11 protein-coding genes are annotated in these 15,203 nt (G+C 75.0%); 4 read left to right on the plus strand and 7 right to left on the minus strand.

From position 1 onward, the window contains the following. Window positions 1-252 precede the first annotated feature (252 nt). Window positions 253-1,647 carry a class II fumarate hydratase gene (locus tag ABT263_RS04220; RefSeq protein WP_329490456.1) on the plus strand — a complete coding sequence of 465 codons (1,395 nt, stop codon included), beginning with the start codon at window positions 253-255 and terminating at the stop codon, window positions 1,645-1,647. A 119-nt stretch (window positions 1,648-1,766) separates the two neighbouring features. Here the strand turns inward: ABT263_RS04220 and ABT263_RS04225 are convergent, their stop codons facing one another. Continuing rightward, entirely contained in the window at window positions 1,767-2,246 is a 480-nt protein-coding gene (locus ABT263_RS04225; protein WP_352287318.1) for an SPW repeat protein, read from the minus strand. Between the two features lie 193 nt (window positions 2,247-2,439). Between ABT263_RS04225 and ABT263_RS04230 the strand changes: the two genes are divergently transcribed. Together ABT263_RS04230 and ABT263_RS04235 are read left to right on the plus strand one after the other, a co-directional pair. Then, window positions 2,440-2,997 carry a PadR family transcriptional regulator gene (locus ABT263_RS04230; RefSeq protein ID WP_329490454.1) on the plus strand — a complete coding sequence of 186 codons (558 nt, stop codon included), beginning with the start codon at window positions 2,440-2,442 and terminating at the stop codon, window positions 2,995-2,997. Between the two features lie 74 nt (window positions 2,998-3,071). Continuing rightward, window positions 3,072-4,772 (plus strand): acyl-CoA dehydrogenase family protein, encoded by a 1,701-nt coding sequence (locus tag ABT263_RS04235; RefSeq protein WP_352287320.1) that lies wholly within the window; start codon window positions 3,072-3,074, stop codon window positions 4,770-4,772. Window positions 4,773-4,861: 89 nt separating this feature from the next. Here the strand turns inward: ABT263_RS04235 and ABT263_RS04240 are convergent, their stop codons facing one another. The 3 genes from ABT263_RS04240 to ABT263_RS04250 form a co-directional block, all read right to left on the minus strand. Further along, window positions 4,862-6,169, minus strand: coding sequence for a M28 family metallopeptidase (locus ABT263_RS04240; protein WP_502885755.1), 1,308 nt, complete (start codon window positions 6,167-6,169; stop codon window positions 4,862-4,864). 243 nt (window positions 6,170-6,412) lie between these two features. Next, a complete protein-coding gene (locus ABT263_RS04245) occupies window positions 6,413-8,659 on the minus strand; it encodes a sensor histidine kinase (protein ID WP_352287322.1) in 2,247 nt (748 codons plus the stop codon). A gap of 103 nt (window positions 8,660-8,762) precedes the next feature. Beyond that, on the minus strand, window positions 8,763-9,395 hold the full coding sequence (locus ABT263_RS04250; protein ID WP_329492323.1) for a response regulator: 633 nt from the start codon (window positions 9,393-9,395) through the stop codon (window positions 8,763-8,765). A gap of 374 nt (window positions 9,396-9,769) precedes the next feature. On the opposite strand from ABT263_RS04250, the gene ABT263_RS04255 reads away from it, so the two are divergent. Continuing rightward, window positions 9,770-12,037 carry a GAF domain-containing sensor histidine kinase gene (locus tag ABT263_RS04255; protein ID WP_352287324.1) on the plus strand — a complete coding sequence of 756 codons (2,268 nt, stop codon included), beginning with the start codon at window positions 9,770-9,772 and terminating at the stop codon, window positions 12,035-12,037. Between the two features lie 579 nt (window positions 12,038-12,616). On the opposite strand, the gene ABT263_RS04260 is transcribed toward ABT263_RS04255, so the two are convergent. From ABT263_RS04260 to ABT263_RS04270, 3 genes are all read right to left on the minus strand, one after another. Further along, window positions 12,617-13,024: a pirin family protein gene (locus ABT263_RS04260; protein ID WP_352287327.1), complete on the minus strand. Its 408-nt coding sequence runs from the start codon at window positions 13,022-13,024 to the stop codon at window positions 12,617-12,619. After that, a complete protein-coding gene (locus tag ABT263_RS04265; protein WP_352287329.1) occupies window positions 13,021-13,629 on the minus strand; it encodes a hypothetical protein in 609 nt (202 codons plus the stop codon). The genes ABT263_RS04260 and ABT263_RS04265 overlap by 4 nt, the downstream gene beginning before the upstream one ends. A 164-nt stretch (window positions 13,630-13,793) precedes the next feature. Beyond that, window positions 13,794-14,879, minus strand: a complete 1,086-nt coding sequence (locus ABT263_RS04270; RefSeq protein ID WP_352287332.1) for a dehydroquinate synthase/iron-containing alcohol dehydrogenase family protein — start codon at window positions 14,877-14,879, stop codon at window positions 13,794-13,796. Between the last annotated feature and the right edge of the window lie 324 nt (window positions 14,880-15,203).

Here is a 15,203-nt window from a genome sequence, read left to right on the forward strand (position 1 = left end):
CCGCCCCCTGCTCGGTGATCGTCTCCCCCGGTGCCTGCACGGGTGTGTGAAGCCGGTGCGTGCACGAGCGTACGAAGCGGACCGGTGCGCTCGGGCCGGCCGGTCGCGATCTTCACTCCTTCGAGTGAAGGTCGGCCGGTTCCCCCACCTGGCGCGGAAATACCGGGGGCCCCTGCGCGGCTGTCGTCTGCGCAGACCGCAGCCGGTCGGGGAGCAGACCCGGCCGGGGCCGACCAGGAGGTGCAGCGCGTCATGGGTGAGCAGCAGGAGTTCCGGACCGAGCACGACTCGATGGGCGAGGTCCGGGTGCCGGCCGCCGCCAAGTGGCAGGCGCAGACCCAGCGGGCGGTGGAGAACTTCCCGGTGTCGGGCCAGCGGCTGGAGCGGGCCCACATCGCCGCGCTGGCCCGGATCAAGGCCGCCGCGGCCCGGGTGAACGCCCGGCTCGGGGTGCTGGACGAGGAGACGGCGCAGGCCGTGGCGGCCGCCGCCGAGGAGGTCGCCCAGGGGCGCTGGGACGACGAGTTCCCGGTGGACGTCTTCCAGACCGGCTCGGGCACCTCCTCCAACATGAACGCCAACGAGGTGATCGCCACCCTGGCCGGCGAGCGGCTCGGCCGCCCCGTCCACCCGAACGACCACGTCAACGCCAGCCAGTCCTCCAACGACGTGTTCCCGTCCTCGATCCACATCGCGGCCACCGCGGCCGTCACCCACGACCTGATCCCGGCCCTGGAGCACCTGGCGGAGGCCCTGGAGCGGCGGGCCGCGGCGTTCTCCGAGGTGGTGAAGTCCGGCCGGACGCACCTGATGGACGCCACCCCGGTGACCCTCGGCCAGGAGTTCGCCGGGTACGCGGCGCAGGTCCGGCACGGGCGGGAGCGGCTGCTGGCGACGCTCCCCCGGGTCGCCGAACTGCCCCTCGGCGGGACGGCGGTGGGCACCGGCATCAACACCCCGCCCGGTTTCGCCGCCGCCGTGATCGAGGAGGTCGCCCGGGCCACCGACCTGCCGCTGACCGAGGCGCGGGACCACTTCGAGGCGCAGGGCGCGCGGGACGGCCTGGTCGAGCTGAGCGGTCAGCTCCGCACCGTCGCGGTCGGCTTCACCAAGATCGCCAATGATCTGCGGTGGATGGGCTCGGGCCCGCGCACCGGCCTCGGGGAGATCAACCTGCCGGACCTCCAGCCCGGTTCGTCGATCATGCCGGGCAAGGTGAACCCGGTGCTGCCGGAGGTGGTGCTGATGGTCTCGGCCCAGGTGATCGGCAACGACACCACCGTCACGGTGGCCGGCGCGAGCGGCAACTTCGAGCTCAACGTGATGCTCCCGGTGATCGCCCGCAACGTGCTGGAGTCGGTCCGGCTGCTCGCCAACAGCGCCCGGCTGCTCGCCGACCGCACGGTGGACGGCATCACCGCCAACGTCGAACGGGCCCGCGAGTACGCCGAGTCCTCGCCCTCGGTGGTCACCCCGCTCAACCGCTACCTCGGCTACGAGGAGGCCGCCAAGGTCGCCAAGCAGGCGCTGGCCGAGCGCAAGACGATCCGACAGGTGGTGCTGGAGCGCGGCTACCTGGAGCAGGGCAAGCTCACCCGCGAGCAGCTGGACGAGGCCCTCGACGTGCTGCGGATGACCCGCCCGTGACCACGCGGCGGGGGCGCCCGTCCCTGGCCGGCCCCCGGCCGTAGCGGCCGAACGGCGTGCGCCGGGGTGCGGGCGGCGGCCTCACCGCCCGCACCCCGGCTCCGGACTACCGGGTGGCGTCAGCCCCCGGCCCGGCCGGCCCGGCCGGCCCGGCCACGTCGCATCGACGCACCGTTCGACGTGATGGTGGCCATCGAGATCGCCGCGAGACCCAGCAGGAACATCACGGCACCCGCGATCATGCAGGTCACGATGTTCTTCCCGCGGTCGACCGCTCCGGACACCACCCAGGGCGAGATGATCGTCCAGGCACCGAGCAGGGTCGCCGCCCAGGCCCGTGCGTGGGTGCGCTCGTACGCTGAGCCGTACCCGGCCATCAGCACGCAGTAGGCGAGACCCACGATCAGGCAGGTGACGGTCAGCGTGCTGAAGGCGGTGAAGCCGACGATCCATGGCGAGGCCGCCAGGAACAGACCTGCGAGGACAGCCAGGGCCTCGACGGCCTGGGCGCGCGGAGTCAGGGTGACCCGCTCGTAGTGTTCACGCAGTTCGACGATGTCCGGATGGTGCTCCATGCCCATCGGAATCTGGGTAGACACCGATACCACCTCCTAGGTCCGGTACACGGAGGGCGCAAGCCCAGTACCATTCTGGCGCCGATCTACCGCTTTGCACCATTTCGCCCGAGAAGCTAACCTCCCCGCCCACACCCGGCGCGCACCGCGGTGAGCTGCGTCTCACCCGGCCGGAGCGCCCTTGCCTATGCAACTCGTTGCATAGCAGGATGCCGCCATGGCACTGGAGCACGCGATCCTCGTCTCGCTGCTGGAGCAGCCCGGCTCCGGCTACGAGCTGGCCCGGCGGTTCGACCGCTCCATCGGACGTTTCTGGACCGCCACCCACCAGCAGATCTACCGGGTGCTGCGGCGGATGGAGGCGGACGGCTGGATCTCCGCCGAGGAGGTCGCCCAGGACGGCCGGCCGGACAAGAAGGTCTACTCCGCGGCCGGTCCCGGCCGGGCGGCGCTGGCCGGCTGGCTGCGCGAACCGGTCGAGCCGGAGACCGTCCGGCACGAGCTGGCGGTCAAGATCCGCGCGGCCGCCTTCGACGACCCGGCCGCCCTGCTCTCCGAGGTCGAGCGGCACCGCGAGAGCCATGCCGCCCTGCTCGCCCGCTACCTGCACGGCGAGCAGCGGGACTTCCCCGACCCGGCCGCCCTCGACGCCCGGCAGCAGCTGCAGCACGTGGTGCTGCGCGGCGGGATCGAGTACGAGCGGATGACCCTCGCCTGGCTGGACGACGTGCTCGCCACCCTGCACCGCCTCGCCGCCGACCGGACCGGGGCCTGAACCCCCCGGCTCCGCCGACGGACGAGAACTCCACGCCCCATCCGATCACCACCCTCGACCCCCGGGAGCCCGTGATGCTCTTCAACCCGCGTACGTACGACCCCGCGCAGTTCGACGAGCCGACCCGCCGACTGCTGCGCGCGACCGTGGACTGGTTCGAGTCCCGCGGCAAGAAGGCGCTGATCGACACCTACATCGACCGCAGCTGGTACGCCGACTTCCTCGAATTCGCGGCGAAGGAGGGCCTGTTCGCCGAGTTCCTGACGCCCTCCTCGGCCGACCCGGAGAAGCGCTGGGACACCGCCCGGATCGCCGAGCTGAACGAGATCCTCGGCTTCTACGGGCTGGGCTACTGGTACACCTGGCAGGTCACCGTGCTCGGCCTGGGGCCGGTCTGGCAGAGCGGGAACGAGGCCGTCCGGGCCCGCGCCGCCCAGCTCCTGGCGGAGGGTCACGTGATGGCGTTCGGGCTCTCCGAGCGCAGCCACGGCGCCGACATCTACTCCACCGACATGATCCTCACCCCGGACGGCGAGGGCGGCTTCACCGCCACCGGGTCCAAGTACTACATCGGCAACGGCAACGTCGCCGGCCTGGTCTCGGTCTTCGGCCGCCGCTCGGACGTCGACGGCCCGGAGGGCTACGTCTTCTTCGCCGCCGACAGCCGCCACGAGGCGTACCACCTGGTCAAGAACGTCGTGAACGCGCAGATGTACGTCAGCGAGTTCCGGCTGGAGGACTACCCGGTGCGCGCCGAGGACGTGCTGCACACCGGCAAGGCCGCCTTCGACGCCGCGCTGAACACCGTCAACGTCGGCAAGTTCAACCTCTGCACGGCCTCGGTCGGCATCTGCGAGCACGCGATGTACGAGGCCGTCACGCACGCCCAGAACCGGGTGCTGTACGGGAAGAAGGTCACCGACTTCCCGCACGTGCGGCGCGAGCTGACCGACGCGTACGCCCGCCTGGTGGCGATGAAGCTGTTCTCCGACCGTGCGGTGGACTACTTCCGCACCGCCTCGCCCGAGGACCGCCGCTACCTGCTCTTCAACCCGATGACCAAGATGAAGGTCACCACCGAGGGCGAGAAGGTCATCGACCTGATGTGGGACGTCATCGCGGCCAAGGGCTTCGAGGCGGACACCTACTTCGACAAGGCCGCGAAGGACATCCGCGGCCTGCCGAAGCTGGAGGGCACCGTCCACGTCAACCTGGCGCTGATCCTCAAGTTCATGGGCAACTACCTCTTCAACCCGGCCGACTACGCGCCGGTGCCCACCCGGCTGGACGCGGCCGACGACGAGTTCCTGTTCCGCCAGGGCCCGGCCCGCGGCCTCGGCGCGATCCGCTTCCACGACTGGCGCAAGGCCTACGACGCCTTCGCGCACCTGCCGAACGTGGCCCGCTTCCGCGAGCAGGCCGACGGGTTCTGCGACCTGCTGCTGACCGACGCGCCGAGCGAGGCGCAGCAGGCCGACCTGGACTTCCTGCTGGAGATCGGCCAGCTCTTCGCACTGATCGTCTACGGCCAGCTGGTGCTGGAGCAGGCCGAGCTGACCGGGCTGGACGCCGGGCTGCTGGACCAGGTCTTCGACGCGCTGGTGCGGGACTTCTCGAAGCACGCCACCGAGCTGCACGGGAAGGCCTCGACCACCGAGGCGCAGGCGGCGTGGGCGCTGGCCAACGTCCGCCGCCCGGTCGCGGACGGCGAGCGGGCCGCCAAGGTGTGGTCCATGGTCGAGGCGCTGTCCGGCGCGTACGAGATGCAGCCGTAACCTGCGCCGCACGGGGGTGCCGGCGGCGGCCGGCACCCCCCCTTTCGCGCGCCTACGTCCTCGCGCGCCCACGTCCTCGCGCGCCTTCGTCAGAAGGTGAGCTTCCAGCTGTCGACGTAGCCGGTGTCCTGGCGCGCGATGTCCTGCACCTTGAGCTTCCAGGTGCCGTTGGCCGGCACCGCGGAGGCGTCGACGGTGTAGGTGGCCTGGACGTTGGCCGCGGAGTCGTTGCCGCTGGAGTTCTTCAGCCGGAACGTCGTGCCGTTCGGCGCGACCAGGTCGACCACCAGGTCACCGCGGTAGGTGTGCTTGATGTCCACCGCGACCTGGAGCGCGGCGGGCGCGTTGCCGGTCCGGCCGGTGACGGCGAGGTCGGAGGTCACCGCGGCGCCGTAGTCCGGGATCTGGACGTCGGTGGTGGTCTCGAAGACGGTGCCGGTGGGCGGCGTGGTGGTGCCGGCCGAGAGCGCCCAGACGGCGTACGCGATGGCGTCGGTCATCCGGTCCAGCGCGGTGTCGTTGATGTTGGCGCTGGTGTCGCAGGAGGAGTGGTAGCAGCGGTCGAAGGCCTGGCCGGCCGTCCCGCCCCACTTGGCCGCCTGGGCGGCGGTCTTGGTGTAGTCGGCGCCGCTGAACAGGCCGCCGACCCGGATGCCCGCGTCCTGGAACGGGGCGTGGTCGGAGCGGCCGTCGCCCTCGAAGTCCTGCTCGGTGCTGATCCCGATGCCCGCGAAGTAGTCGCGGAACAGCGCGTCCAGCGCGGAGTCGTAGCGGTAGGTGAAGTAGCCCGGGTTCGGCGAGCCGATCATGTCGAAGTTCAGATACGTGTCGATCTTCGAACGCTCGGCGGCGGGAAGGCTGTTGACGTAGTTCTTGGAGCCGACCATGCCGTACTCCTCGGCGCCCCACCAGCCGAACCGCAGGTGCTTGGTGGGCTGGAGGCCGGCCCGGGAGACGGCCAGCGCGGTCTCCAGGATGCCGGCCGAGCCGGAGCCGTTGTCGTTGATGCCCGGACCGCCGGTGACGGAGTCCAGGTGGGCGCCGGCCATCACGACGTGCGAGGTGTCGCCGCCCGGCCAGTCGGCGATGAGGTTGTAGCCGGTCGAGCCGTTGTAGGTGAAGGTCTTCAGCGCGGTGGTGAAGCCCGCCGCGTCCAACTTGCCCTTCACGTAGTCGATCGACGCCTTGTAGCCGGTACGGCCGTGGGCACGGTTGCCGCCGTTGGCGGTGGCTATCGACTGCAGCTGGGCCAGGTGCGCCTTGACGTTGGCGACCGGGATGTCGGGGGCGGCGGCGACGGCCCGGGGGGCCTCGGGTGCCACCGGGGTGGCGGGGGCCGCGACGGCGGCGGGGGCGAACAGGGCGGCGGCGAGTGTGACGACCGCCCCGGTCGACAGGGCGGATCGGCGCAGGCGGGATCGCCGCGAGGCGCGCTCGGTCAATGGAGGCTCCAGATTCTGATGGGGCAGAACGGAAGCGCACAGCCTCGCGGAGGGCCATCGGGTCGTAGGGGCGGCCGGGTTGGGGTCCGGCCGGGAACGGGGCTACCGGCCGGGACAGCCCGGTCGGGGAGCGGTGACAGCGGGGGCACAGCCGCGAAGTTGACGCGACCATGATGATTGGGCCAACCCCGGCTTCCGTCAAGGGGCCCGCCGCGGGCGGTCGGCTCCGTCCGTGGTCGGGGCCGTCGTTTCGGACACGACCGGCATCCGGGGCAGCACCGCCCGGACGAGGGCGCCGCCGGGGTGGTTCACGGCCGTGAAGGCGCCGCCCAACTCCTCGGCGCGCTCGGCCATCGAGCGCAGCCCGAGCCCGGAGCCGGCCCGGTGGACACCGGGGCGGCCGGCGGCGTCCTGCTCGGCGGCGCCGGGTTCGCCGCCGTCCGCGGGGGCCGCCGGGAAGCCCCGGCCGTCGTCCCGGGCCTCGACCACCACCTCGTGCGGGCGGACCCGCAGCGTCAACCGGGCCTCGGTGGCGCCCGCGTGGCGCAGCACGTTGTTCAGCGCCTCGCCGCCGATCCGCAGCACCGCCACCTCGACGGCGGCCGGCAGCGCCGGCGGCGGGTCCGGGTCGAGCTCCAGGCTGAGCCGGACCCGCTCCCCGTCCAGTCCGGCGACCAGCCGCCGCAGCGCCTCCGCCAGGCCCTGGCCGGCCAGCGCGGCGGGCGCCAACCCCTCGGTGATCCGGCGTAGTTCGACGATCGCCTGGCCGATCCCGGCCGACACCGCGCGCAGCGAGCGGGCGGCCGGGGAGTCCTCGGGGACGGCGGCCCGCGCGGTGTCGATGCCGAGCCGCAGTCCGGACAGGGTCGGCCCGAGCCCGTCGTGCAGGTCGTGCCGCAGCCGGCGCCGCTCCTCCTCCCGGGCCAGCACGATCTGCCGCCGGCCGGACTGGACCTCCTCGTACATCCGCAGCGAGGCGATGGCGGGCGCGGCCTGGTCGGCGAGGAACCGCAGCACCTCGTGGTCCTGGGCGTCCAGCACGGGCTGCCCGGCGCGCGGCGGCGCGCAGAGGTCGCCGATCACCATGCCCTCGTAACTGAGCGGGAACACCTGGCTGTCGGGACCGACGGTGCCCACCGAGGCGAGTTCGTGCGGACCGCTGCTGGTGTGCAGGACCACCCGGGCCCCGGGCAGGCCGAGGGCGCCGACCACGGTCTCGCAGAGCAGCGGCGGCGCGTCGGCGGGGCTGACGGCCCGGCTGAGCCGCTCGGCGAGCGCGCGCACCACCTGGTACGGGCGGGCCCGCTCGCCGTAGTAGAACCGGTCGACGGCGCGGACCACCCAGCGGGTGGTCGGGCCGATCAACCCCCCGATGGCGAGCGCCCCGGCCGCGAGGAGCTGGGCGCCGGCGGTACTGGCCTGCGGCAGCGCGCGGCGCAGCAGCAGCGCGATGCCGAGGTAGCCGGAGATCAGCACGGCGGTCAGGGCGAGGACGCTGAGCATCCGCCGGGTCGCCCGGTCCAGGTAGCGCGAGCGGTCCCGGGTGAAGCCGTACCCGACCGCGCCGAGCATCCACAGCGCCGAGCCGGTGAAGTAGGCGACCGCCGCGATGCTCTCGGAGCCCCCCAGCCTGAGCGCGATGTTGGTGGTGACCAGCCAGATCAGGTAGGGGACGAGCACCGCCGCGACCGCCCGGTGCGGCCGGTCCGAGCGGCGCCAGCGCACCGCGGCCACCGTCAGGCTGACCGCGACGAGCGCCCAGGAGACCGGCGTGACCCGCCATTCGTCCAGCGGCAGCCCCTCGCCCTGCGGCACGAGGACGTCGCCGAAGTAGGGCAGCGGCGCCCCGAGCCGGACCACGCAGGCGTGGCAGGCGCTCCAGAGCGCCACCACGACCACGAAGGCCCGGCCCGCGGGGCCGCCGGGCAGCCGCCCCTCCGGGAGCCAGAGCGGCAGGGCGATGGCCAGGAAGACGAACAGGGTGACGGAGGCGAGCAGCAGGGCCGCCCCGACGGCCTCCGCCACCGGGCCGGCCCCGGCCGTCCTGGCCGCGAACAGCACGAAGCGGGAGAGGCAGCCGCCGAAGCCGGCGGCCAGCAGGACCACTCCGAGGCCGAGTCCGGGGGCAACGGCGGCGGCCGGGGCGGTCCGGCCGGGGTCGGTGCGGCCGGGGTCGGTGGGGCCGGGACCGCCGACGGCGCCCGGCGCGGAGGCGTCCGGTCCGGCCCGGTGGGCCAGGACGAGCACCCCGGAGAGCGCGAAGCCGAAGCCGAGCAGCACCGTCTGGCCGTCGTGGAGCAGGAACGCGTCGGTCCACGGGGCGTCCTGGTGGACGAGGGCCAGCAGCACCCAGCCGAGGCCGGAGAGCAGCGTCGCCGCGCAGACCCAGTACGCCCGGGTCGGACCGGCCTGCCGGGCGCCGGTGGCCGGAACCGGTTCGCTCATGTGGGCCTCCTCCCCCGCATCCTCGGCTTCCTGGCGTCCCGGGCGCGCGGGGCGGCGGTCCGCTCCGTGCCCCGCCCCCGCGCCCGCCCCGGTGCCGGCCGCCTCAGCCGTCGCCGAGGCCCATGTCGCGTGCCCGGGCCACCGCCTCGGCCCGGGTGGCGACGTGCAGCTTCTCGAAGATGTGCGTCACGTGGTTGCGGACCGTCTTCTCCGCCACCACCAGCTCCCGGGCGATCCGCCGGTTGTCCAGCCCGCGCGCCACCAGGTCGAGCACCTCCGCCTCGCGCGCGGTGAGCGCGGGGAACAGCTGCCCGGCCTCGCGCAGCCGGGCGCCCGCCAGCAGCGCCGTGATCCGCCCGGCCACGTCCGCGCCGAACACCGCCCCGCCCGCCGCGACCGTCCGCACCGCGTGCAGCACCTCCTCCCGGCCGGCCCCCTTGACCAGGTAGCCGCGCGCGCCCGCCTGGAGCGCGGCGAGCAGGCTGCCGTCGTCGTCCGACATGGTCAGCATCAGCACCGGCGGGGACGGCTGCCGCTCGGCGAGCCGGCGCGCGGCCTCCAGCCCGGAGCCGTCCGGCAGCGAGAGGTCCATCACGACCACGTCCGGGCGGCTGCGGGCGACGGCCGCCGCGACCTCGCCGACCCGCTCCGCCTCGGCCACCACGGCGATCCCCTCGGCGCTCTCCAGCGCCGCCCTCAGGCCCTCCCGGAACAGCGGGTGGTCGTCGACGATCAGGACCCGGACGGAGGAGTCCTCCCGCTCCTCGCCCGAAGGCCCGGGGGCCTCCGGGACCTGCCCGCCGCCCGGGCCGGACGGCGCTCCCGGTGCGCCGGAGCCGTCGCCCGCGCCCGGCGGCGCGGCCCGGGGCCGATCGTCCGGCTGCGGGGCGGGCGGTTCGACGGGGTGCTGTTGGTCCACCTGGCCGACACTACCAGCGATGAGGGAGTGACTTTCCGTGACATGCGCGGATCGCCGTGCGGCGACGGACCACCGTGCCGCGGACGAGACCGCTGCCCCATGCGCCCGGGACGGCGGGCGGTCGAGACTGAAATGGTGCCCGGTGCGCGGCTGCCGCCGGACCTCTCCCGAGCCCGTTGCGAGGCGGTGCCATGATCACGGTGATCCCGACCCGGCCGCGGACTGCCACCGGGCCCTCCGCCCGCCGGACGCCCGCCCAACGGCAGCTCGCCGCCGCAGCGGCCTGCACGGCCCTCTGCCTGGCCGTCGCCACCCTCTGGACCTGCTACGTGCTCGTCCACCTCGGTACGCCCGGGGTCGACCGCCCCCGGGACCAACTCGCCATCCTGCTCTACGCACTGCCCACCGCCGGTGCCGGGATGCTGCTGCACGCCCACCGCCCGGGCAGCCCGCTCGGCTGGGTGATGCTGGTCTACGCCCTGACCTCGATGCTGCCCAGCGCCGCCGGGGCGCCCGTCTGGGTGGAACTCTCCGATCCGCGCCTCGCGGGGGCGATGGCGGTGCTGCGGTCGGTCTGCAACACGATCAGCCAGACCCTGTTCTACGTCCTGCCGCTCTGGCTCCCGTACGGACGGCTCACCGACCGCCGGTGGTGGCTCTACATCGGTGCCGTCGCGCTCTGGGAGATCCCGGACGGCCTGTCGTTCCTGGGCCACGCGACCTCGTACGGCCGGCCGAACCCGCTCGCCGACGGCGCGCCCGCCCGGTTCTTCGACTCGATCGCCGACCACCTGGACAGCCTCTACGAACCGGCGAACTTCCTGTTCGTCGGCTTCGCCGCCGCCGTCCTGCTGGTCCGGCTGCTCCGCCCCTCCCCCCGTCCGGAGCGCGGCCGCGACGGCGCGCCCCGGCCGCAGCACCCGGCCCACCGGGCGCACGTGGCGGGCATGCTGGGCGCCTACCTGCTCTGGGCCGGGCTGGAGGACTACTACAACCGCAGCTTCCAGAACGACTACTGGCTCAGCTACGGGCTGTTCACGGCCGCCGGCGCGGTCTGGGCGGTCGCCGTCGCCCACCTGGTGATCCGCGACGGCGGCTGGCGGCTCGACCGGGCGGCCCGGTCGGTACTGACCGGACTGCTCCTGGCCACCGGGCTGACCACGCTGTTCGTGGTGGTGGCCGCCGTGCTCTCCGGCTGGCTGGTCCCGGGCCGGGGTGCGGCCGGGCTGACGCTGATCGCCCTGGTGTTCGGGCTCGGCGCCGCCCTGCCCCGGGCCGCCCGATGGGCGGTCGGGGTGATCGACCGGCTCTACTACGGCGACCGCGCCCAGCCCTACCAGGTCCTGCGCACCCTGGCCGGACGCGTCCGGCAGGTGGTGGACCCCGAGCGGCTGCCGGCCGTCCTGTGCGGGACCGTCGCGGAGGAGCTGCGGCTGCCCGGGGTCGCGCTGAGCGTCACCACCCGGGCCGGCCGCCGCCCGCTGGCCGCCGTGGGCCGGACGGACGGACCGGACCAGGCCTTCGCCCTGGTCCACCACGGCACGACGATCGGGGAGTTGACGGTCGGGCTGCGCGAGGGCGAGGAGCGGCTGGAGGCCGGCGACATCGACATCCTGCGCTCGCTCGCCGACCAGGTCTCGCCCGCCGTCGCCTCGCTGCGGTTGCAGGAGGACCTCCAGGCGAGCCGGGCGCAGATCGTCGCGGCGCGGGAGGAGGAGCGGCGCTGGCTGCGCCGGGACATCCACGACGGGCTCGGCCCCGTGCTGGCCGGGCTCCGCCTGCGGGTGGACAACGTCGCCTCGGCGGCGGCCGCCGGGGCCGCCGGGGCCTCCGGGGCCACCGGGGTCTCCGGGGCCGCCGGGGCCTCCGGGGCCTCCGGGGAGGAGGCTCGGGCCGGGGACACCGGCGGGGAGATGGCGCGGACGCTGACCGGAATCTCGGGCGACCTCGCGCTGGCGATCAAGGAGGTCCGGCGGATCACCGACCGCCTCGGGCCCGCCCCGCTGGGCGAGTTCGGGCTGGCCCGGGCCGTCCAGCACCTCGCGCTCACCTTCAGCGGCGCCGGACTCGCCGTCGACGCCACCGTGACCCCCGACCCCCTGCCGCCCCTGCCGGCCGCCGTCGAGGTGGCCGTCTACCGGATCACCGCCGAGGCGCTGAACAACGTCCTGCGGCACGCCCGCGCCGAACGCGCCGAGGTGGTGGTCCGGGTGGACGACGAGACGCTGACGCTGACCGTGCAGGACGACGGGGTCGGCTACCGGCGGGAGGCGGACGGCGACGCCGGGCCCGAGCCCGCGGACGGCGAGGGGAGCGGGGTCGGGGTCCGGTCGATGGCCGACCGGGCCGCCGAGATCGGCGGCAGCTGCACGGTCGCCCCGCTGCCCCGGAAACACGGAACCCGGGTGCGGGCCGTGCTCCCCCGCTTCCCGTCCAAGGGCGGCGCGGGCACGGCATGAGGAACGGCCGCCGCCCCCGGTGCGGGCTGCACCGGGGGCGGCGACGGGTTCAGGGGGACGGGGACGGACGCCGCCTCAGCCCTTGCAGTCCTTCTCCCCGGGCTTGCACCTGTTCGTGGTCCCACCGCGCTTGGGCGAAGGGGCGGGGGTGGTTGCCGCGCCGTCGACGACGTTCCGACACACGACGGCTGCCGCGGCCAGGCCGACGAGTACGGACGCGACGCAGAACGTCTTCGTTGCCGTGTTCGTTGCCATGGGAAATGCTCCAGATCCTTCGACTTCCGACCGGTTCGGGCCGGTCGGCCGTTCTTCCTCCACCCTGCGCGGGCCGCCGCCCCGGGCGCATGGGCCCGCCGTCCCGTTCCGGTCCCACTCCGGGACTTCGGACGGGACGGCGGACAGGGCGGCGAACGGGGCGGCGGCCCACGCAGGACCGGACGCGGTACGGCCCCGCGCACGTGGGGCGGCCCCGGCGCGGGCCGGGGGTGCACCTGCGGGCGTGGGGCCGGGACAGCCGTCCGGCCCGGGCGCTCCGGAGCGGAGCACCCGGGCCGGGAGGGCCGGCGGGTTCGGGGCGGGTCAGGGGCGGGTACGCCACTCGGTGCGCCGCCGGGCCGGGGCCGGGCGGGCGGTGGCGCGGGGGGCCGCGGCCAGGGTGAGGCAGAGCAGTTCGGCACCCAGTGGTCCGGCCTCCAGCTGGAGCGGGGTGCCCCGGCGGGCCAGCAGGAGGTCGCCGTCGACCGCCAGGTGGTTCGGTTCGCCGGGCGACTGCCCCACGAGGAGGGAGCCGCGCAGCACATGGAGGGCGACCTCGGTCCCGGCCTGCCCCGGCAGCGTGTGGTGGGCGCCGGGGCTCAGCCGCAGGTGGTCGAAGGACTCGCAGGCACTGGCGAGCATGGAGCGGCGGGCCAGGCAGCGGAGGCGGATCCGTTCGCCGTTCGGACCCAGGATGACGGCGGCGGAGCCTGCGGCGGTGGTGACGATCACCGTGACTCGCCTCCCTTCGGACGTTCGGGGCGCTCGGGACGTTCGGGGCGCTCGGGATGTTCGGGGTGCTCGGGGTGCTGTGCCTGTTCGGGGTGCTGTGGCTGCTCGGGGTGCTGTGGCTGCTCGGGGTGCTCCGGATCGGCGGACCGCCGGGGGCGCGGGGGCCGGTCCGGACGGGCTGTTCCCGGACCGTCAGCTGCGCGGCGGTCCCCGGCGTGGCCGTCGGCGCGCCGCCGTCCGCCGGACGGCCCGGGGGCCTCGGGCCCGGCCGGGCGGCCGGCGACGGCCAGGACGGCCTGGAAGAACTCCAGCCCCGCCGTGCCGGCGGTGAGCACCGTCCGCCCGCCCAGCGGCAAGGTCAGCGCGGTGCCCTCGACCAGCGGGAACCCGGCGTCGGGCGCCTCCTCGGCGTCGTCGGCCGGGCCGGTGGCCGTCCCCGAACCGGCGGTGACGTAGAGGGCGTGCTCGACGCCCTCCGCGATGACCTCGGTCGTGCGGCCCGGGTCGAGCCACCGCAGTCCGACCGCGCGCAGCGGCCCGGTCAGCACGCGGCTGGGGTCGACGGCGCCGCGTCGGCGGAGGTCGGTGATGACGGTGCCCGTCATGGCGGTGACTCCTTCTGGTCGGCGGCGGCCCGGTCCGGTCCGCCCTGCCGTTCCACGGTGTGCCGCCCGTCGTCCCGGTCGCACGGTGACCGTGTCCCGTCCTGCTCCCGCCCGCTGCCCGGGCCCCGCCCGGTCCGGAGGTGCGGCGCACCGGGACCCCGCGCTCAGCCGGTGACCGGCAGGAGCTCCGCGACCCGACCGGACGGCACCCCGACCGGACCGAGCCCCTCCACCGCCGCCCGCACCGGCGCGGCCTCCACCGGCGTGAGCAGCCGGCCGTCCACGCAGGACGGCCGCCCGAGACCGGCGAGCAGCAGCAGGCCGGGCCCGGGAGCGAGGGCCGCGCCGAGCGCGTCGGCGAGGGCCGCCACGTCGGTACCGCCGGGCAGGCCGGTCACCGAGCCGTTGCGGGCGACCAGTTCGCGGTGAGCCCAGGCTCCGGCGGCGTCCAGCAGGCCGAGCCGGACCGCGAGGCGGGCGGCGAGCAGGAGTCCCAGGGCCTCGGCGTCGCCGGGCGCGAAGGGGTGGCCGGCCAGGCGGCGAACCAGTGTGCCGAGGCGCCGCCCGTAGCCCAGGGCGAGGGCCGGGCCGGTCTCGAACGGGTCGAAGCAGACCAGGGCGGCCCGGGCGTCCGCGCAGACGGCGAGGAAGCCGGCGACGGTGCGCTCGGAGTAGCTCGCCTCGGGGCCGAGGGCCTCGGCGAGCGCCTCGTACTGCGCCGGGCAGACGGCGAGCACGTGCCGGATCACGCCGATCACGCCCGCCCTGGTCTCCGCGGCGGGCCGGTCGGCCAGCACATCGCCGCGGACCCAGACCAGGCCGGGCGCCGTCCGGTCGGGCAGCTCGCGGGCCTCGGGAGGCGGGCACCGCAGCGCGAGCGCGGGCCCGACGGCAGCCGCCAGGGTGGTCGGCAGCCGTAGGTCGGCCGCGACGGCGCAGGCCCGCTCACCGCCGAGGGCGATCACGACGGTGCGGCCACCGGTGCCCTCGTCCGGGGCAGGCCGGTCCGGCAGCGGCGCGGACCGCAGGTCGATGACGGTGCACGGCCCCTGCGCGGCGGCCATGGCGCGGACCCTGGCGAGGTGGTCGGCGGGTGCCGCGCCGTCGGTCACGAGCAGGAACCGATCGGCCCCGAACGCGGCCGTCCGCTCGGCGAGTTCGGCCCAGGAACCGTCGCCCCGGCGCACCGCCAGCGGGATGCCGGCCGGTCCGGCCTGGATCCGACGGTCGAATACGGTGGTGCCGCCCATCGCGATCCACCTCCCGCTCCTGCTGCGACTGCTCCGGCCTCCCGGGTTCTCCGATCTCGACGATGGCCCGCCCGACGCCCCGGGCGCCTGAGCCGCCCTGCCCGTCCCGGCCCGGTCGGCACACGGGACGGGCCGGGGCGGCACCGGGACGGGCCGGGGCAGGACCGGGACAGGCCGGGCGCGGGCAGGACCGCGAAGGGGCGGGACCGCGAAGGGCCGGGCGCGGAACGGGCAGCTCAGGGCGCGCGGGCGCTATGACCGCTCCCGGCTCCGGGCCCGCAGGTAGGGGAGCAGGTAGTGCACCGGATCCCTGCCGAGCGTCCC

This window comes from Kitasatospora sp. NPDC001603, from assembly GCF_040298365.1.
Classification (GTDB): Bacteria; Actinomycetota; Actinomycetes; order Streptomycetales; family Streptomycetaceae; genus Kitasatospora.